Annotated in this window: 16 protein-coding genes; 8 read left to right on the top strand and 8 right to left on the bottom strand. The window is 62.4% G+C overall.

Going from position 1 to position 18,361, the window contains the following annotated elements; translation table 11 throughout:
- Nucleotides 1-72 precede the first annotated feature (72 nt).
- Nucleotides 73-1,122, bottom strand: coding sequence for a TRAP transporter substrate-binding protein (locus tag JJ869_RS08625; RefSeq protein ID WP_292266162.1), 1,050 nt, complete (start codon nucleotides 1,120-1,122; stop codon nucleotides 73-75).
- A 271-nt stretch (nucleotides 1,123-1,393) separates the two neighbouring features.
- On the opposite strand from JJ869_RS08625, the gene JJ869_RS08620 reads away from it, so the two are divergent.
- Nucleotides 1,394-2,362 carry an MBL fold metallo-hydrolase gene (locus JJ869_RS08620; RefSeq protein WP_292266161.1) on the top strand — a complete coding sequence of 323 codons (969 nt, stop codon included), beginning with the start codon at nucleotides 1,394-1,396 and terminating at the stop codon, nucleotides 2,360-2,362.
- On the opposite strand, the gene JJ869_RS08615 is transcribed toward JJ869_RS08620, so the two are convergent.
- Both JJ869_RS08615 and JJ869_RS08610 read right to left on the bottom strand, forming a co-directional pair.
- Nucleotides 2,326-3,543, bottom strand: a complete 1,218-nt coding sequence (locus tag JJ869_RS08615) for an MFS transporter (protein ID WP_292266160.1) — start codon at nucleotides 3,541-3,543, stop codon at nucleotides 2,326-2,328. The two genes, JJ869_RS08620 and JJ869_RS08615, sit on opposite strands and share 37 nt — an antisense overlap.
- 5 nt (nucleotides 3,544-3,548) lie before the next feature.
- Nucleotides 3,549-4,502 carry an L-threonylcarbamoyladenylate synthase gene (locus tag JJ869_RS08610; protein WP_292266158.1) on the bottom strand — a complete coding sequence of 318 codons (954 nt, stop codon included), beginning with the start codon at nucleotides 4,500-4,502 and terminating at the stop codon, nucleotides 3,549-3,551.
- Between the two features lie 139 nt (nucleotides 4,503-4,641).
- Between JJ869_RS08610 and JJ869_RS08605 the strand changes: the two genes are divergently transcribed.
- Nucleotides 4,642-6,342, top strand: a complete 1,701-nt coding sequence (locus tag JJ869_RS08605; RefSeq protein WP_292266157.1) for an acyl-CoA dehydrogenase — start codon at nucleotides 4,642-4,644, stop codon at nucleotides 6,340-6,342.
- Nucleotides 6,339-7,385 carry an MBL fold metallo-hydrolase gene (locus JJ869_RS08600; RefSeq protein WP_292266155.1) on the top strand — a complete coding sequence of 349 codons (1,047 nt, stop codon included), beginning with the start codon at nucleotides 6,339-6,341 and terminating at the stop codon, nucleotides 7,383-7,385. Before JJ869_RS08605 ends, JJ869_RS08600 begins: the two co-directional genes overlap by 4 nt.
- Nucleotides 7,386-7,431: 46 nt before the next feature.
- On the opposite strand, the gene JJ869_RS08595 is transcribed toward JJ869_RS08600, so the two are convergent.
- Entirely contained in the window at nucleotides 7,432-7,968 is a 537-nt protein-coding gene (locus tag JJ869_RS08595; RefSeq protein WP_292266183.1) for a YqgE/AlgH family protein, read from the bottom strand.
- A gap of 155 nt (nucleotides 7,969-8,123) precedes the next feature.
- On the opposite strand from JJ869_RS08595, the gene JJ869_RS08590 reads away from it, so the two are divergent.
- Nucleotides 8,124-8,942: a protein-disulfide reductase DsbD domain-containing protein gene (locus JJ869_RS08590; protein ID WP_292266154.1), complete on the top strand. Its 819-nt coding sequence runs from the start codon at nucleotides 8,124-8,126 to the stop codon at nucleotides 8,940-8,942.
- Nucleotides 8,943-8,945: 3 nt separating this feature from the next.
- Here the strand turns inward: JJ869_RS08590 and JJ869_RS08585 are convergent, their stop codons facing one another.
- From JJ869_RS08585 to JJ869_RS08570, 4 genes are all read right to left on the bottom strand, one after another.
- Nucleotides 8,946-12,350: an efflux RND transporter permease subunit gene (locus tag JJ869_RS08585; RefSeq protein ID WP_292266153.1), complete on the bottom strand. Its 3,405-nt coding sequence runs from the start codon at nucleotides 12,348-12,350 to the stop codon at nucleotides 8,946-8,948.
- 3 nt (nucleotides 12,351-12,353) lie between these two features.
- On the bottom strand, nucleotides 12,354-13,811 hold the full coding sequence (locus tag JJ869_RS08580) for an HlyD family efflux transporter periplasmic adaptor subunit (protein ID WP_292266150.1): 1,458 nt from the start codon (nucleotides 13,809-13,811) through the stop codon (nucleotides 12,354-12,356).
- A 92-nt stretch (nucleotides 13,812-13,903) separates the two neighbouring features.
- Nucleotides 13,904-14,446, bottom strand: coding sequence for a molybdenum cofactor biosynthesis protein B (gene moaB, locus JJ869_RS08575; RefSeq protein WP_292266148.1), 543 nt, complete (start codon nucleotides 14,444-14,446; stop codon nucleotides 13,904-13,906).
- 3 nt (nucleotides 14,447-14,449) lie between these two features.
- On the bottom strand, nucleotides 14,450-15,238 hold the full coding sequence (locus JJ869_RS08570; RefSeq protein WP_292266147.1) for a uracil-DNA glycosylase: 789 nt from the start codon (nucleotides 15,236-15,238) through the stop codon (nucleotides 14,450-14,452).
- A 103-nt stretch (nucleotides 15,239-15,341) separates the two neighbouring features.
- On the opposite strand from JJ869_RS08570, the gene JJ869_RS08565 reads away from it, so the two are divergent.
- The 4 genes from JJ869_RS08565 to JJ869_RS08550 all read left to right on the top strand — a co-directional run.
- Entirely contained in the window at nucleotides 15,342-16,304 is a 963-nt protein-coding gene (locus tag JJ869_RS08565; protein WP_292266182.1) for an aspartate carbamoyltransferase catalytic subunit, read from the top strand.
- An 8-nt stretch (nucleotides 16,305-16,312) separates the two neighbouring features.
- A complete protein-coding gene (locus tag JJ869_RS08560) occupies nucleotides 16,313-16,849 on the top strand; it encodes an aspartate carbamoyltransferase catalytic subunit (protein ID WP_292266145.1) in 537 nt (178 codons plus the stop codon).
- An 18-nt stretch (nucleotides 16,850-16,867) separates the two neighbouring features.
- Nucleotides 16,868-17,257, top strand: a complete 390-nt coding sequence (locus JJ869_RS08555; protein WP_292266143.1) for a hypothetical protein — start codon at nucleotides 16,868-16,870, stop codon at nucleotides 17,255-17,257.
- A gap of 1 nt (nucleotide 17,258) precedes the next feature.
- Nucleotides 17,259-18,361 (top strand): amidohydrolase family protein (locus JJ869_RS08550; RefSeq protein ID WP_292266141.1); only part of this gene is annotated, 1,103 nt, incomplete at its 3' end.

Below are 18,361 nucleotides of genomic sequence, written 5' to 3'. Positions count from 1 at the left end.
AAGCGGAGAGTTTTGCGTCGACGCAAAACGACGCGGCATGGATGCCGCGTCGCTCTTGGCACTGTAGGCGCTTTACCCGTCCGTACCGCTGGCGGTGCCACGGGTCGCTTCGACCGCCGCGCGGGCATCTTCGACCAGTTGCGCGCCATCAAGGCCACGCTCGGTCATCTCGGCGATCCAGTCCTGCGTGACCTCATCGCCCAGCGCCACGATCTGCGCGGTCACGTCTTCGCTGAGCGTCGCGATCTCGTTCCCGGCGTCTTCCATCACGACAAATCCGTCGCGGTCGCCGGTATCATGGGCCCGACCCGCCATCGCAGACGTTTCCAGACCCGAATTGGCGTCGATCACCGCTTTGAGGTCGTCGGGCAGCGCATTGTAGCTGTCCTTGTTCATCGCCCAGATGAAGTAGAGGTTGTAGAGCGACTTGTCGCCCGCCACATCGGTGTGGCTGTCGGTCAGCTCATCCAGCTTGAGCGAGGGCGACATTTCCCATGTGATCACACCGCCATCGACCACGCCTTTGGAGAGCGCCTCGGGGAATTGCGGCACCGGCAGGCCGATGGGTTCGGCCCCCAGCTTGCCGAGCAAGAGGGTCGCCGGGCGCGACGGGCCGCGCAGTTTGAGACCCGCGAAATCGCTCAGGTCTTCGATGGCCGCACCTTTCTTGTGGACGATACCCGGCCCGTGCATGTGGGCCGCGATCAGGTGCACATCGGCGAAATCGTCCATCAGGTGCTTTTGCGTGAATTCCCACGCCGCGCGCGAGGCTTCCTCGGCGCTTTTGGTGACCATGAAGGGCAGTTCCAGCGCCTCGGCCTCGGGGAAACGGCCCGGCGTGTAACCGGGGATCACCCAACCGCCGTCGATCACGCCATCGCGGATCAGGTCATATTGCGCGGTGGCTTTGCCGCCGAGCTGCATGAAAGGATAGATCTCGATCTTGATCCGGCCGTTCGACTCGGCCTCAACCTTTTCGACCCACGGATCGAGGAAATATTTCGGGTTCGCCGAATTGGGAGAGACGAAATGCTGGAAGCGGAGGGTGACCTCCTGCGCGATTCCGGTGGTTGCGGTGATGCCAAGCATGGCGGCGAGAGCGGCTGTCTTGAGAAAGGTCATGTCCGCGCCTCCTGTATGAAGCTATGTCCAAGCGCTGCTGCACTGCAGCGCAGGGCGTATCTATGCTGCCCCCGCGGCAGTTGCAAATCACTCGCAACGTGGTGCGTCCTCGGATTGACCATCAAGTCTTTGGCGTGATTGGCCAAATTCCCAATATGGGGGAATTGAAATTAATTCTTCCCCCATAGCGGTATAGCTGAAAATCAGAATTGCAGCGTGGCGGACAGTAATGTTATTCACAAAATTGAATTTATCTCTGGGAGGAGACACCATGTTATTGCGCCCCACACGTCGGTCATTCCTGAAAACCGCCGCCGCAATGCCCGCCTTTGCGCTTCCGGGCGCACAGGCGCTGGCCGAACTCGGGGGACCGGAGGGTGGCAATCCCGGCCATTTCCGCTTCACCCTGGGCGAGGCCAAGATCACCATCGTGTCGGACGGCTATCTGAGCCTGCCGACCAATGGGTTGGGCGCGAATGCCGACCCGGCTGAGGTGCAGGCCTTTCTGGCGGCGCATTACCTGTCGACCGAGACCAACACATCGCACACCAACCACCTGATCGTGGAGATCGGGGGCAATACGGTTCTGGTCGATGTGGGATCGGGCAACCGCTTCCTTGATACCGCCGGGCGGCTGTGGGCCAATCTGGATGCGGCGGGGATCGATGCGGCGGGGATCACCCATGTGGTCATCACCCATGCGCATCCCGATCACATCTGGGGCATCCGCGACGATTTCGACGAAGCGATCATTCCGGACGCGGCCTATTACCTTGGCGAGGCCGAGCATACCTATTGGATGCAGGACGGGCTGGCGTCACAGGTGCCCGCCGAGATGCAGCAATTCGTGGTTGGTGCGCAGAACTCGATCAATGTCGATGGTGCCGAGTGGGAGCTGATGTCCGACGGGTTCGAAGTGGTGCCCGGTGTGCGGGTGATCGATACGCCCGGTCACACGCCCGGCCATATGGCTGTGGTCGTGGAAAGCGGCGGGCAGCAATTGATCGCGTTAGGCGATTCGATGAGCCACGCCTACACCAATTTTGCGCATCCCGAGTGGTACAACAATTTCGATGCGGATGGCGATCAGACCGTGGCGACGCGCAAACGTTTGCTGGATATGGCGGCGACGGATCGGATGGCGGTTCTGGGCTATCACTTCCCCTTCCCCGGTGTCGGGCACGTGATGCGCGACGGCGATGCCTACAGCTTTGTTCCGGCGCTTTGGAAATTCGACTGACGCGCAGCGCGGAGATTGGCGGCGCGGTGGGACCACAACAGATGGCCCAGCGCGCCCAACATCCCAATGCCACCTGCGGCTCCCAGCCAGGTCAGGTCACCGACCGTCTGGATCAGCCCACCCAGAGCTGACCCGGACGCGGAGCCGACATAGATCGCCGCCGCATTCAGGGCGAGGACGACACCCGCCATGTCCGGGGCCAGTTTCAAAAGGCGAACCTGCTGGGGCGCGACGAAGGACCAGCCCACGGCTGACCAGACAAAGGCGAGCACCAACACAAAGACGTGCTCAATCGGCAGTCCCGAAAACAGCGGCATCAGAACGATCTGACACAGGCACAAAAGGACAAGGGATTGCACCGATCCGAGCCTGTCGCTGAGCACCCCGCCCATCAGATTTCCGACAACCGCACCTGCCCCGAACAGCAACAGCACCAGCGTGATGCCGTCCCGGCCATATCCCATGGTCTGGTCGAGAAGGGGCGCAAGATAGGTGAACAGCACGTAGAACGCGCAAAGGTAACTGGATGTGAAAAGCACAGCCCCCATCACCAGCCCGTTTTTCAACGTGCAGCCCAAATCGGACAGCGATACGGGCGTGAACCGCAATCCCGCCGGGACGCGCCACCAGATCAGCGCACTGAACAGAAGCGCCATCACCATCACGATCCAGAACGCAGCACGCCACCCGAATGTATAGGCGATCCAGCCGCCAATGGGGACACCCAGCGCCTGAGACAGGGTCAGCCCGAAATAGAAGGCCGCGATGGCCTTGCCTTGGGTGCTTTGAGGTGCAAGCGCGGCCACGACAGCAGCCCCGACTGGCGTGACCAGACCGGCCCCCACCGCAGACAGCGCGCGGGCGACATAAAGCATCGTCAGATTTGGCGCGAGGGCGGACAGGAGCGCGCCCCCCGCGAACACGACCATCCCCGCCGCGATCACCCGTCTGCGCCCGACACGCCCGGTCAAAGAGACCAACACCGGGGAAAGCACGGCATAGGACAGCGCGTAAACCGTCAACGCGCCACCGGCCGCTGCGGTGCTGATGCCCAGATCGGCGACCAGCAAAGGCACCATGCCAATGACGACAAAGGCCCCCATTCCAATGACAAAGTTGCACGCGGACAAAAGCGCAATCGGGCCGATGGGCGATCGGCTTTGGTCTGTCTGCTCTGTCATTCGGGTTATCCTTCGCGCGGTGCCGCGGCGCGGCTGAGGCGGTCGTTTATCGCGATACCCAGCCCTTCATGCGGGATCGGTGAAACCGCAATCGTGCCGCCGCCCATTGCGTCGAGGCGGTGCAGGTAGTCGAACAGATGCGCCGCAGCCTCGACCAGATCCTCGGTCCTGGACAGGTTGAGGTCACAGTCCACCTCTCCGAACCCAAGGCGGATTTCGCCCGGCTCCCATTCGGTGGCGTTGAGGCGCACCAGCGCCTTGGGTGCATAATGCGACATCAACTGACCGGGGGCCGAGATCGCTTCGGCCTTGTGGCGCACGGCAAGATGGCGGCCAAGGGTCTCGGCGAGTTCCTGTTCGGTGATACCACCGGGGCGCAAGAGAATCGGTTTGTCTGTCAGGCCGACGATGGTCGATTCGACGCCAACCTTGCAGGGACCACCATCGAGGATGGCATCGACCCGCGCCCCAAGGCTGGCGACCACATGCTGCGCCGATGTGGGGCTGATCTGACCCGACCTGTTGGCCGAGGGAGCCGCCACGCCGCCCCCGAACGACCGAAGGATGGCTCGCGCCGAGTCGTGGGCCGGAAGCCGCACCGCAATCGTGTCGAGCCCGGCTGACACAAGCTCCGAGATCGGGCTGTCCGCCTGTTTGCGCAGAACCAGCGTCAGAGGACCGGGCCAATAGGTCTGCGCCAGAAGCTCTGCCTCGGGTGTCCAGTGAACATGCTGCTTCAGGGTGTCGAGGTTTGCAAAATGCACGATCAGCGGATTGAAGCTTGGCCGCCCCTTTGCCTCGAAGATTCGTGCCACGGCGCGATCATCGCACGCATCCGCACCCAGCCCATAGACTGTTTCGGTCGGGAAGGCGACCAACCTTCCGGACCGCAAAATACCCGCTGCAGTCGCGTGACCCGCGTTGGTATCGGGCAAAAGGTCAGGAGAGGAGGTGTTCATCGGTTATGACGCCGCGTTTTTGTTGATCGGGTGGGCCGCATTCGTCAGGGTCGCATCAAAAGCTGACGGTTGCTTACCGTTCCGGCCTGCAATTGCCAAGCCGCAGCTCAAATGTCCTGACGTTCAAGGAAAGCCGTACATGTCCTACCGCGCCCCTGTTTCCGAATTTCGTTTTCTGTTCGACCACGTTGTCGGGTTTGATCAGGTCTCCGCGACCGAGCGGTTTGCCGAAGCCACACCGGAAACGGTCGAGGCGGTGCTGACCGAGGCGGGAAAGCTGTGTGAAGAAGTTCTGGCACCGCTGCAGCGGGCGGGTGATCTGCACCCTGCGCGGCTGGAGAACGGGATCGTGCGCACCTCACCGGGATTCAGCGATGGGTTGCGGGCGATTGCCGACGGCGGGTGGATCGCGATTGCCGCCGATCCGGAATATGGCGGTATGGGCCTGCCGATGGCGATGACCACGGCGGTAAACGACATGATGAGCGCGGCGTGTCTTTCGCTGCAGCTGTCACCGCTGATGACACAAGGCCAGATCGAGGCATTGGAAAACCATGCCAGCGACGAGCTCAAGGCGCTTTACCTGCCCAAGCTGATTTCCGGCCAATGGACCGGCACCATGAACCTGACCGAACCGCAGGCGGGCAGCGACGTGGGCGCGTTGACCACCAAGGCGGAACCGAACGGCGACGGCAGCTATGCGATCACCGGGCAGAAGATCTACATCTCGTGGGGGGACAACGACATCACGGAGAACGTCTGCCATCTGGTTCTGGCGCGCCTGCCCGACGCGGTGCCTGGCACCAAGGGAATCAGTCTGTTCCTCGTGCCCAAGCGCATTCCTGACGAAAATGGTGTCCCCGGCGTGGCCAACAGCCTCAAGGTGGTCAGCCTTGAGCACAAGATGGGTCTGCATGGCAGCCCGACCGCGGTGATGCAGTATGATGGCGCAACAGGCTGGCTTGTGGGCGAAGAACACGACGGCATGCGCGCCATGTTCACCATGATGAACAACGCACGGTTGGGCGTGGGTGTGCAAGGGATCGGCGTGGCCGACGGCGCGTACCAGCATGCGCTGGCCTATGCCGAAGGGCGCAAGCAGGGCCGGACCGAGAACAACACCATCACCGACCATGCCGATGTGCGCCGGATGCTGGCCACGATGAAGGCCGACACCTTTGCCGCGCGGGCGATTGCGCTGGCCAATGCGGTGGCGATCGACATGGAAACAGCGACCGGGCATGCGGATTGGGCGACGCGCGCGGCCCTTTTGACACCGATCACAAAAGCCTTTGGCACCGATACGGGGATTGACGTGGCCGAACTGGGCGTGCAGGTGCATGGCGGTATGGGATTCATCGAAGAAACCGGCGCGGCTCAGTATTCGCGCGATGTGCGGGTGACCGCGATCTATGAGGGCACCAACGGCATCCAGTCGATGGACCTTGTTGGTCGCAAGCTGATGGATGGCGGTGAGGCCGCGTACCGCCTGCTGGACGAGATGGAGGCCGATGCCGAGGCCGCCCGCGCCGATCTGCCGGAACTGGCAGAAGCGGTGTGGCAAGCCTGCGAGACCCTGCGGGAAACCACCGAATGGATGGTTGCCCATGGCGCACGGGATCGCTTTGCCGGATCGGTTCCCTATCTGCGCGGCTTTGCCCGTGTGCTGGGTGCGCATTTTCACCTCAAGGCCGCACGCGCGGATCGGGGCGGCAAACACGAACGTCTGGCGGCGTTCTACATTCACCGCCTCTTGCCCGAGCATGTCGGCCTCCTGACCCACGCGCGTCAGGGTGCGGACGAGCTTTACGCGCTGAGCATGGACGATCTGGCCGCATGAAGGATCGGAGCACCGGCGGACTTCGCTACCCATGGGACACTCCGCCGGACGAAGGCGACGCCATCGAAGTCGCTGAGGGTGTCCTGTGGATCCGCCTGCCGCTCCCGATGAAGCTGGACCACGTCAATGTCTACGCGTTGGACGATGGCGACGGCTGGACGATTGTGGACACAGGCTTTGCCTCGAAACGGGGCAAGGCGCTTTGGGCGCAGCTGATGGACGGGCCGCTCAAGGGCAAGCCGATCACCCGTGTGATCGTCACGCATCACCACCCCGATCATGTGGGCATGGCCGGGTGGCTGAAGTCCGAACACGGCGCCGGCCTTGTGACCACGCGCACCGCTTGGCTGACAGCGCGGATGCTGACGCTGGACGAACAGGCTGTGCCCAGCCCGGAAACCCTGACCTTCTGGCAGCGCTGCGGGATGACGGCGGAGATCCTTGAAAAGCGCCGGACCGAACGCCCGTTCAATTTCGCCGATTGCGTTGCTCCTTTGCCGTTGGGCTACACCCGCATCCAGCAGGGCGACACGATCACCGCTGGTGGTCGGACTTGGGACATCCATATCGGCAATGGGCACGCGCCGGAACACGCGACCTTCTGGTCGCGCGATGATACTCTGATCCTTGCTGGCGATCAGATCCTGCCGTCGATCAGTTCGAATATCGGCGTCTACGCCACCGAACCCGAGGCGGACCCGGTCGCAGACTGGCTCGAATCCTGTGAACGCCTGTCCACCATCGCACGCGAGGATCATCTGGTTCTTGGGGGACACAAGCTTCCCTTCACGGGTCTGCCCCTGCGCCTGCACCAGCTGATCGAAAACCACCACGGTGCGTTGCGGCGGCTTGAGGCGCATCTGGACACACCGAAATCCGCTGGCGACTGTTTTGCACCGCTTTTCAAACGGACGATTGGCGAGGGTGAGTACGGATTGGCGCTGGTCGAGGCGATGGCCCATTGCCAGCACCTTTGGCACGAAGGGCGGGCCACCCGCCATCTGAATGACGCGGGCGCATGGGTGTTTCAAGCCCGGTCCTGATCTTCTTCGGTTTCGAAATACCTTGGGGCAAGGGGCAGCGCGCCTCTCAGGCGCGTCCCCCCTCGGACGACAGCGCCAAGGGCGAAATGCCAAGACTGCCCAAAGCCGCTTCCCATTTGTCGCTGTCAGGTGTGTCAAAGACCAGATCGCTGCGGGCCTCGCAGACAAGCCAGCCATTCTCTGCGATTTCCCGTTCAAGCTGTCCCGGCCCCCAGCCGGAATAACCCAGGACGATCAAACTTTTTTCCGGTCCCGTGCCCTGCGCAATGCTTTCCAGCACATCAAGGATCGCAGTCATGGCGAAGGCATCATCGACCTGCAGGGTTGTCATGTCGGATTGGAAATCGGGCGAATGCAGCACAAACCCCCGGCCCACCTCGACCGGGCCACCGAAATGCACCCGAATGCCCGACAGGTTCCCCGTATTCTCGATCGGCAGCTGGTCGATCAGTGTCTCGAAGCTCATCTCGACGGAAGGCTTGTTCACGATCAGCCCCATGGCGCCATCCGAAGAATGCGCGCAGAGGTAAATCAGACTGTGCGAGAAACGCGGATCGGGCATGCCCGGCATCGCGATCAGCATCTGTCCTGTCAGGTCTGTTATCGGTGTTTTCTGGCTCACAATTCAGAACATGGAGAGCGGCGCATGGGGTTGCAAGAGCACAGACACGCAGCGCACACGACGGATCGCCCCTTTGTGACTTTTCATCGCGGCGGAAAACCTCCATCTGCTAAGGAATGACCTATCTCCGAACCCTGATCTCTGCACTGTCTCTGGCGCTCGCGACCGCCGCGCCGACGGGTGCATCCGCGTCCGACACCACCGGGCTGTCGCAGGTCGAACTGCGCCCCGGCTGGCGGATGGCCGATGGCACCCATATGGCGGCCTTGCACATCGTTCTGGAACCGGGGTGGAAGACCTATTGGCGCGCGCCCGGCGATGTCGGCATCCCTCCGCAATTCGACTGGACGGGATCGCGCAACATTCAGGCAGTCTCGACCAACTGGCCGACACCGGATGTGTTTTTTGAACAGGGCATGCGCTCGGTCGGCTACATGACCGAACTGGTGATCCCGCTGCATCTGACAGCGCAGACCGGCGGCGCGGACATGCACTTGTCCGGCGAGATGCAGATCGGCATCTGCAAGGATATCTGCATCCCGGCGAACCTGTCGTTCAACGCGACCCTGCCGCCCGATGTCACCCGCCCGGACCCGATGATCGCTGCTGCACTGACCGACCGTCCCTATTCTGCGCGTGAGGCCGGGGTGCGCGGTGTGACCTGTGCCATCGAAGCCGGGGCCGATGGTGCCCTGATCCTGCATGCCCGGATCGACATGCCTTCGGCAGGCGGAACGGAATATGTGGTGGTCGAAGCAGGCAATCCCCATGTCTGGGTCGCCGAACCGGACAGTCGCCGCGACGGTGCGATCCTTCATGCCAGCACCCGGCTGGTGCATGTCGAAGGCCGCAGCTTTGCGTTGGAGCGGTCGGAACTTCGCTTCACCGTGATCGGCGAGTCCCGCGCTGTCGATATTCTGGGCTGTTCGTCCTGACCGTCAGGCCAGACGCCGCAGCCGGAACATCGCCAGCGCCAGTCCCGAGACGAGATAAAGCGCAAGGCAGATCACCGCAGCTCCGGCCACAAACAGCCCGAGGCTGGTCATCAGCGTGATATCCCCCGCAAGCGGAGTGTCGGCCAAAGCGTTCTGAAGGGCCTGAGGCAAGGTGCCTGTGACCGCAAATGCCCCCATGGTCGCCGCAAGCCAAGCAACGATCATCGCCGAGGCCAGCGACAGGGCGGCACGAATCCCCCCACGCCGGAACCGCAACCCGCGACGCGCTGTCTGGGTCAGGCGTCCAAGATCGCTCTGAATCGCAATCAGCGACGGGACGATCAGCAGCACGAGGAACATGCCGAAACCAAGCCCGTAGACCAGCGTAATCACCGTCGGTTTCAGGAATTGCGCCTGACTGGATTGTTCGTAGAGCAGCGGCACAAGACCGAGAACCGTGGTCGCCGTGGTCAGGAACACCGGGCGCAGGCGGTCAGCCGCGCCGTCGATGATCGACGGGAACAGCCCCCGGTCCTGCGCCTTTTCGTCGATGGTGGTCACCAGAACGATCGAGTCGTTGATGATGATCCCGGTCATTCCCAATAGACCGACCACCGTGAACATGCTGAGCGGCACGTCCCAGACCGCATGGCCGTAGATCGTGCCGACCAGTCCGAAGGGGATCACCGACATCACCACAAGCGGCCGCGTCCAGCTTGCGAACACCCAGGACAGGACAAGGTAGATGGCGAGAAGAGACAGGATCAAACCGGTGCGGGCGTCGTTCAGGAACTCGCCCTCCTGTTCGCTGAGGCCCGACAGGCGGTATTCCACCTGACGTTCGCTGGCGATTGTGGGCAGGATCTCGGTTTCCAGTGCCAGCATGATGTCATTGGCGCGGGCTGGGTCGTCTTCTGAGATGTCGCCGGTGACGGAGATCAGACGAATACCGTTTTCGCGACGAACCGTTGAGAACCCGGTGCGACGTTCGACGCTGACGATATCGGCAAGCTGCACATAGGCCCCTTCGGGCGTGCGCATCTGCGTGCGTTCAAGGAAATCTGCCGTCAGTTCACCCGCAGGCAGTTCGACACGGATCTCGGCGCTGCGGGGGCCGTCGGGATAGGTCGCGGCTTCGATCCCGCCAAGACGGGCGCGCAAGACGCTGCCCAGACCGTCGATGGTAAAGCCCAGCGCCTGCCCTTGTGGCGTCAGTTCGAGGATCAGTTCTTCCTTGTCATAGGCCAGATTGTCTTCGACAGCCGAGACCTCGGGATATTGCAGCAGCGCGTTCTTCAGGTCTTCGGACGCGGCTTTCAGCGTTTCTGCGGTCGCCCCGTAGAATTGCACATCGAGCGCATCGCTTTCCGGGCCGCTGCCCCAGCTGCGAAAGCTGATGGTTTCGACCATCGGATGACGCGGTACGCTGTCCTGCAATTCGCTAACAAAAGCCTGACTCGAGAACGGACGCAGATCGGGGTCGATCAGTTCGATGGAGATCCCGCCCAGCTGGTCGGCATCCTTGGTGTCGGCCCCGGCGATCCCGCGCCCGGCATTTCCGCCCACCTCGGCGATCACATAATCAATGGGGTTGACGCCGTGGCGGTCCTCAAAGCTTTTCGCGACATTCTCGACCGATTGCTGGAAGATGCGCATCATCTCGAACGTGTCTTCGCGGGTGGCACCGGGAGCCATGGCGAAATTGCCGGTGACCGAGCTTTGCTCTGGCGAGTTGAAGAAGCGCCATTGCACGTCGCCCCGGATGAACAGCGCAGCCTGTGACGCCAGCAAAACAACAGCACCCGCCAGCACCGCATACCGCGCCTTGATAACCAGCGCCATGAACGGGCGGAACAGGGTTTCGCGCATCCAGCGGAAGCCACGGTTCACCACCCGCGACGGAATATCGTACCAATGTTCCTTGGCGCTGTGGGCGATGGCATGGGCCATGTGGTTCGGCAGGATCAGGAAGCATTCCGCAAGCGATGCCGCCAGAACCGCGATTACGGTGAAGGGGATGTCGGCGATCAGGTCACCGAACCGGCCTCCGATGGCGACAAGGCCAAAGAACGCGATGATCGTGGTCAGGGTCGCGGCAAAGACCGGAAGCGCCATACGGTGCGCTGCGCGTTCCGCCGCCTCGACCGGGGGAAGGCCAGAGCGGGCGAGATGGTCGGCATGTTCGCCCACCACGATGGCATCATCCACGACGATGCCCAAGGTGATGATCAGCGCAAAGAGCGAGATCATGTTGATCGTGATCCCGGACACATACATCAGCGCAATCGCCGCCATCATCGATGCGGGAATACCAGCCGCCACCCAGAACGCCGTTCGCGCGTTTAGGAACAGGAAGAGCAGAAGAACCACCAGCAAGAGACCCGTCAGGCCATTGTCGAGCAGGATGTCCAGACGCCCTGTGATCGCCTCGGCCCGCGTGCGGATCAGGTCGACGGTCACGCCATCGGGAAGCGAGGCTTCGAATTCGGCTGCGACCTCTTCCACTTTGCGCTGAATGGCGATGGCATCGCCCTGATCGCTGCGGTCGACGCGGATGGAAATCGCGGGGTTCTCGCCCACGAAATAGCTGCGTTCCCGGTCGATCCCTTCGATGATGATCGTGCCGACATCGCCCACCGTCAGGTTCGATCCATCGGGGTTGGAGCGCAGTGCGATATTGGCGATCTGTTCCGCGCTGCGCTTTTCGACGCCGGTGCGGACACGGGTGTTGGCGTTGCCGATGTCACCGGCCGGGTCGGCATCGACCTCTTGCGCGATGGCATCCGCGATCTCGCGCATGGAGATGTCGAAGGCGATGAGATTGGCCGAGGGCACCTCGATCACGGTGCGGGGGGCCGATAGCCCCCGGATGGTGGTGCGCGTGACCCCTTCGGCAAAAAGCCGGGCGCTGAGTTCATCGGAAAACCGCGCGAGTTGATCCACACCGACAGGGCCGGTGATGACGATATCGGTCACCCGGTCGCGCCACGTACCGCGCTGAACCACCGGGTCTTCTGCATCGGCAGGTAATGTCGAGACCGCATCAACAGCCTTTTGCACGTCATCGGCGGCGCGGGACATGTCCCAGCCCGGTTCGAATTCGAGCCGGATGCTGGCACGCCCTTCGCGGGATGTCGCCTCAGAGCTTTCCACCCCTTCGACCGACAGGATCGCGGGTTCAAGCACCTGCACAATGCCACGATCCACGTCTTCCGCCCCGGCCCCGTCCCAGACGACCGAGACATCGACATCATCGACGACCACATCGGGAAAGAACTGCGCCCGCATGTTGGGGATCGAAAACGCCCCCGCAGCAAGCAAGAGGATCAGCAGCAGGTTCGCCACGGTCCGGTGGCGCACGAAATAGCTGAGGATGCCCCCGGCCTTGCCCGACAGAGTGCGCACCATGGCTTAGCCCCCCATCCGGGATTCGATGCGTTCAACGACCTGCGCGGGCACGGTGCCCTGCGACAGCTGTTGCAGAATGCGCTGCCGTGTCTCTTCGGGCATCCGGGTGTTGGACTGCACAAAGGCCGTCAGACGGGCGCGGCGCTCTTCGGTGAGTTCGACCATTTCAGGTTCTTCGGGTGCGGCCTGTCCGGCGTCACGCAATGGTCGCACCTTGATGCCTGCGCCCAGCAGCGGCGTGCGTTCGGCCACGACCTCGCGCCCCTGCAAGCCCCGCGCGCGGACCAGAACGTCATCGCCCTGTCGGCGCAGCAGGTTGACTTCAACCACTTCAAGACGGTCTTCATCCGCGATCACAAGCACTTCGTTTGCAGCATTCAGTGCCGATGCCGGGAGACGCGCGACGTTTTCAAGTGGCGGTTCCGCGATCTGCACGGTGACGAAATCGCCCGGACGGAACCCCGGCGCGCTGTCCAGCGTGGCAAACAATTGCCGCCCGGTTTGGCCATCGCCGACTGCGGCGCCAGCGCGGCTGAGCGTACCGGTCGCGGTCAGGTTGGTGCCGAACACGTCCAGCACAACGGTGACATCCGATTTGGAGAGCTGTCCTGTTTCATCCAGCAACCGCGCGAATTGCTGCGTCGAGACCCGGAACGCCACTTCAAGCGCATCGGCGTCGATCAGGCGGGCAAGTTGTTCGTTGGACGACACCAGCCGCCCCTGCACCACGGACACATCCGCCAAAGTGCCCGAGAAATCGGCTGTGATGAGCGTGTCATCCAGACGACGCTGGGCTTCGGCCTCGGCAATCACTGCACGGGACAAGCGAGTGGTCGCCTGATCAATCCGGGCCTCGGCCTGTGCCACCGCCTGCCTGCGGGACAGAACCGCCTGCCGTGCCTGTGCTGCGGCAAGTTCCGCCACTTCGACTGCCGCAGCCGTGCCGACGCCACGATCCTGCAAATCGACCTGCCGCTGGTACGCGCGTTCGCGCAGCGTGGCTTGTTCTTCTGCGGCGACCAGTTCGTCGCGGGCAAGAATGATGGCGCGCTCCGCCTCGCGCTGTTCGGCTTCGGCATCAAGGATATCGCTTTGAACCCGCTGCAGAACCGCCTCGGCATCTGTCGGGTCGATCCGCACAAGCATCTGCCCTTCGGTCACGGTGCCGCCTTCGACAAACTCGGGCGCGATTTCCAGAACACGCCCGCCGACCGCTGCCCGCAATTCCAGCGTGCGGACGCTTTCGATCTGGCCAAACGCGGTGAGGATCGGGGTGACGGTCTCAAACTCTGCTGCAACGACGTGGACGGCGAACACACGTTCCCTCTGCGGGAAGCTGCGCGGTTCCTGCGCCATCCGCTCCTGCACGGCATCGCGCACCTGCACCCCAGCATAAGCCAGAAGTCCAAGCGTCAGCGAAAGTAGAAAAAGCCCTGTCAGGCTACGGCGCAAAAACCGCATGTGCGACAATCCTCATCAACAGTTCTGCCTATCAAGTAGCCAGAGCTGCATGTTTTCCAATAACACATCTCTTCGTTTCACGAAGTGAAATGCTATTTCCGTCGCAGGTGTTCGTCCAATCGCGGTAAAATCTCGACAAAGTTACAAGGCCGATGCCGATAATCGAGCTGCAGGCTCAGAATTTCGTCCCACGCATCCTTACAGGCACCGGGGCTGCCGGGCAGCGCAAAAAGGTACGTTCCGTTGCGCACACCACCCGTCGCACGGCTTTGAATGGCGCTCGTGCCGATCTTCTGGAAGGACACCATGGTGAAAACGGTGCCAAAGGCGTCGATCTCTTTTTCGTAGACATCGCGATGCGCCTCAACGGTCACATCACGCCCGGTCAAACCTGTGCCACCGGTCGAGATCACAACGTCGATGTCGGGCTGATCGCACCACGCGCGCAGCTGCGCCGCGATCTGGTCGCGTTCGTCCTGAACGATCTTGCGATCTGCCACGATATGCCCAGCGCCTTCGATACGACCCACCAGCGTGTCGCCGGACCGGTCTTCGGCCATGGAGCGCGTATCACTGACCGTCAGAACGGCGATGCGGATGGGCAGGAAGTCTTTGCTTTCGTCGATACGGCTCATGGGTCAGGCTTTCTTGGTCAGACGCGCTTGCAGGTCGAGAAGATCAGCCCATGCCTCGCGCTTGGCAGATGGGTTGCGCAACAGGTAGGCGGGATGGAACATCGGGATCACCAGCAGGCCCTCGGCCTCGGCCCACTGGCCGCGCAGCCGTGTGATTCCGCGTTTGCCAAGCAGGGCCTGGCACGAGATATTGCCCATGACCACCAGCACTTCGGGTTTAGCCAAAGCGATGTGGCGCTTGAGGAAGGGCAGCATCATCGCGATTTCATCGGGTTTCGGATCGCGGTTCTGCGGCGGGCGCCATGGCAGCACATTGGTGATGTAGACCGCCTGTGCGCCCTCACGATCGCGCCCCAGATCAATGGCCGCAAGCATCCTGTCCAGCAGTTGCCCGGCGCGTCCGACAAAGGGTTTGCCGATCCGGTCCTCGTCGCGCCCCGGCGCTTCGCCCACGATCATCACGCGTGCGCCCGCCACACCATCGCAGAATACAAGGTTGCGCGCGCCTTTCTGAAGCTCGCAATGCCGGTAGGCCGCCATCGCCGCCTGCAACGCTATGAGGTCGGGTGCAGCGCGGGCGGCTGCTTCGGCTTCGGCGACAGGATCGACCTCGGGCGCGGCCTGCACGGGAACGATTGGCGCAGCGACACCCGGGCCAACACCCGCTTTCGGCGGTGGGGCCACCTGCTCGAAACGGTTGATGGGCGTTTCCGAGATCGCCTCGGTCACACCCATCTCAAGCTGCCATTCAAGGGCAGCGCGTGCCGCATGCCAGTCGATTTGCGAATCCATAAGACACTCTATCCCGGCATTCTGTCGCGCAAAAGGGAACACGGTCTTGCCGCGAGACAGTGCAGTTTCTATAAGCAGCCGACCACTCCGAAAAGGCCAGATGATGCGTTTCGATCAACGACACCTGCTTGGGATCGAACCCCTCCGCCCTGACGAAATCACCACACTGCTTGACCTGTCGGACCAATATGCCGACCGCAACCGCAAACGGACACCAAGCACGGACGTTCTGGCGGGGATGACGCAGATCAACATGTTCTTCGAAAACTCCACCCGGACACAGGCCAGTTTTGAGCTTGCGGGCAAGCGTCTGGGCGCGGATGTGATGAACATGGCGATGCAGGCCTCGTCGGTGAAGAAGGGCGAAACCCTGATCGACACGGCGCTGACGCTGAACGCGATGCATCCCGATCTGTTGGTCGTGCGGCACCCGCATTCCGGGGCTGTGGATCTCTTGTCGCAAAAGGTGAATTGCGCGGTACTGAACGCGGGTGACGGCAAGCATGAACATCCCACGCAGGCGCTTCTTGATGCACTGACGATCCGTCGCGCCAAGGGGCGGTTGCACCGTCTGTCGATCGCCATCTGTGGCGACATCGCCCACAGCCGTGTCGCCCGGTCGAACATCCTGCTGCTGGGCAAGATGGAAAACCGTGTGCGCCTTGTCGGCCCGCCAACGCTGATGCCCACGGGGATCGGCGAATTTGGGGTCGAGGTGTTCGAGGACATGCGCCAAGGGCTCAAGGACGTTGATGTCGTCATGATGCTTCGCCTGCAAAAGGAACGCATGGATGGCGGGTTCATCCCGTCCGAACGGGAATATTACCACCGCTACGGCCTTGATGCGGAAAAGCTCGGCCATGCCAAGGAAGACGCCATCGTCATGCACCCCGGCCCAATGAACCGCGGGGTCGAGATCGACGGCACACTGGCCGACGACATCAACCGGTCGGTCATTCAGGAACAGGTGGAGATGGGCGTGGCCGTGCGCATGGCCGCGATGGACCTTCTGGCGCGGTCGCTCCGCGAAAGACGCGAGGCGCAGACCGAGGGCGTGATGGTATGAGCACGACCATGCATATCAAAAGCAGCGAACGCGGCGTGATCCGGGTGTTTCACATCGACCTGCCACGCGAAGCCATCGAACGGTTCACAACGCAGGCCGGCACGGGCGAATGGCCCCTGCAATATGCGCTTGGGGCGAAGACTCTGCGGTCGGCCTTTGTCGAGGTCATCAACATCCGCGATCTGGGCGACATGTCCCTGTCGCAATACCTGATCAATGCGCATGACGTGACCGGCCCCGAGTTTCAGGCGATGAGGTCGCGGATTGACGCGCTGACCGGGTTTGCGCTTGTGCTGCCATCGCAGGCGTTTGACCACACCGAACAAGACCTCACGATCTCGAACCCGCTGCGCTGGATCGGGACGTTCAACGAACCGAAAGTTGCGACAATTGCCACGCCGATCCACACGAAGTCGGCCAAAGGCGTTGTCGGCACTGTTCCCGGGGGCTCCAGCCCCAAATCGAACACCGGGCTGTGGGTCGTTGTCGGGCTGTTTGTCCTGATCCCGCTTGCGATCATCGTTGCCCGTTTCATGCTTAACTGAAGACCGTCGAAAGCCCTTATGATCGAATTCAAACCTGATATGGCGACCTATATCCGCGCCCATGCCGTGATGACGGCGTTTGCGATGGCGGCAGGGATGCTTATCCTCTGGGTGCTCGACAATCCGCATATCTGGACCGGGGCCGTCGGCGGGTTGGCCGCGGTTGCGCTGCGGGGGTGGTATATGGCGGATGAAATCATGGACGAGGTCTGGACGATGACCAGCTCCAGTCTGACCGGCCCCTACGAACGCAAGGCGCGGCTTGAGGACATCGTCAAGCTGCGCACGATTGCCGGTTCGGTGCAGGTCATCACCCGCTCCGGCGACAAGCACCTGATCAAGTATCAGCCAGATCCACAGGCGGTGATCGAGCAGATCAACGCGGCGCGTCAGAAACAGGCAGGGTGACATGACGATCCTCATCTCGAACGCGCGGCTGATCGACCCGGAGGCAGCAACCACCACCCCTGGAGCAGTTCTGATCCGCAATGGCGTGATTGCCGAGGTGTTCGCCACACCGATGCCCGAGATCAGCACGGACGCTGTGCCCACCGAGGCACGGCGCGATGCAGGCGGTAAATACCTGGCTCCCGGCATCGTCGATATCGGGGTCAAGATCTGTGAACCCGGCGAACGGCACAAGGAAAGCTATGGCTCAGCCGGGCTTGCGGCGGCAGCAGGTGGCGTGACCACCATCGTGACGCGCCCTGACACAAACCCGGCCATCGACACGCCCGAAACGCTGGAATTCGTCCGCCGCCGGGCCAACGAGGCGGCACCCGTGCACGTCCTGCCGATGGCCGCTTTGACCAAAGGCCGCGACGGGCGCGAGATGACCGAGATCGGTTTCTTGATGGATGCCGGGGCCGTCGCCTTTACGGATTGCGATCGCGTGGTGCGGGACACCAAGGTGCTCAGCCGCGCGATGACCTATGCCCGCGCCTTGGGTGCGTTGGTCGTCGGTCACCCGCAGGAGCCTAACCTGTCCGCAGGTGCCGCGACCACATCCGGTAAATTCGCATCGCTGCGCGGTCTGCCCAGTGTCACGCCGATGGCGGAACGCATGGGGATCGACCGCGATATCGCCCTCGTCGAGATGACTGGTGTGCGCTACCACGCCGACCAGATCACCACGACCCGCGCCCTGCCCGCGCTGGAACGGGCAAAACGCAACGGGTTCGACGTGACCGCTGGCGTGTCGATGCACCACCTGACGCTGAATGAATACGACGTCGCCGACTACCGCACCTTCTTCAAGGTCAAGCCGCCATTGCGGTCCGAGGATGACCGACAGGCGGTCGTCGAGGCAGTGAAGTCCGGCCTGATCGACGTGATCGGATCGTTCCACACACCGCAGGACGAAGAAAGCAAGCGCCTGCCCTTCGAGGAAGCGGCAAGCGGGGCTGTGGGTCTGGAAACCATGCTGCCGGTGCTGATGCGCCTCTATCATTCGGGCGATCTTGATCTGCCGACGCTCTTCCGTGCGCTATCGTTGAACCCGGCAAAGCGGCT

Origin of the sequence: Marivita sp. (assembly GCF_017643905.1) — a bacterium.
In the GTDB taxonomy this organism is placed as follows: Bacteria; Pseudomonadota; Alphaproteobacteria; order Rhodobacterales; family Rhodobacteraceae; genus Marivita.
Note: the sequence above shows the minus strand (reverse complement) of the source record. Positions and strands in the feature narration are given on the sequence as shown.

Bases quoted from the DNA above. Each gene is read 5' to 3' on its own strand.
- JJ869_RS08625 (WP_292266162.1), bottom strand. From the start codon at position 1,122: ATGACCTTTCTCAAGACAGCCGCTCTCGCCGCCATGCTTGGCATCACC.
- JJ869_RS08620 (WP_292266161.1), top strand. From the start codon at position 1,394: ATGTTATTGCGCCCCACACGTCGGTCATTCCTGAAAACCGCCGCCGCA.
- JJ869_RS08615 (WP_292266160.1), bottom strand. From the start codon at position 3,543: ATGACAGAGCAGACAGACCAAAGCCGATCGCCCATCGGCCCGATTGCG.
- JJ869_RS08610 (WP_292266158.1), bottom strand. From the start codon at position 4,502: ATGAACACCTCCTCTCCTGACCTTTTGCCCGATACCAACGCGGGTCAC.
- JJ869_RS08605 (WP_292266157.1), top strand. From the start codon at position 4,642: ATGTCCTACCGCGCCCCTGTTTCCGAATTTCGTTTTCTGTTCGACCAC.
- JJ869_RS08600 (WP_292266155.1), top strand. From the start codon at position 6,339: ATGAAGGATCGGAGCACCGGCGGACTTCGCTACCCATGGGACACTCCG.
- JJ869_RS08595 (WP_292266183.1), bottom strand. From the start codon at position 7,968: ATGCTGATCGCGATGCCGGGCATGCCCGATCCGCGTTTCTCGCACAGT.
- JJ869_RS08590 (WP_292266154.1), top strand. From the start codon at position 8,124: ATGACCTATCTCCGAACCCTGATCTCTGCACTGTCTCTGGCGCTCGCG.
- JJ869_RS08585 (WP_292266153.1), bottom strand. From the start codon at position 12,350: ATGGTGCGCACTCTGTCGGGCAAGGCCGGGGGCATCCTCAGCTATTTC.
- JJ869_RS08580 (WP_292266150.1), bottom strand. From the start codon at position 13,811: ATGCGGTTTTTGCGCCGTAGCCTGACAGGGCTTTTTCTACTTTCGCTG.
- moaB (WP_292266148.1), bottom strand. From the start codon at position 14,446: ATGAGCCGTATCGACGAAAGCAAAGACTTCCTGCCCATCCGCATCGCC.
- JJ869_RS08570 (WP_292266147.1), bottom strand. From the start codon at position 15,238: ATGGATTCGCAAATCGACTGGCATGCGGCACGCGCTGCCCTTGAATGG.
- JJ869_RS08565 (WP_292266182.1), top strand. From the start codon at position 15,342: ATGCGTTTCGATCAACGACACCTGCTTGGGATCGAACCCCTCCGCCCT.
- JJ869_RS08560 (WP_292266145.1), top strand. From the start codon at position 16,313: ATGCATATCAAAAGCAGCGAACGCGGCGTGATCCGGGTGTTTCACATC.
- JJ869_RS08555 (WP_292266143.1), top strand. From the start codon at position 16,868: ATGATCGAATTCAAACCTGATATGGCGACCTATATCCGCGCCCATGCC.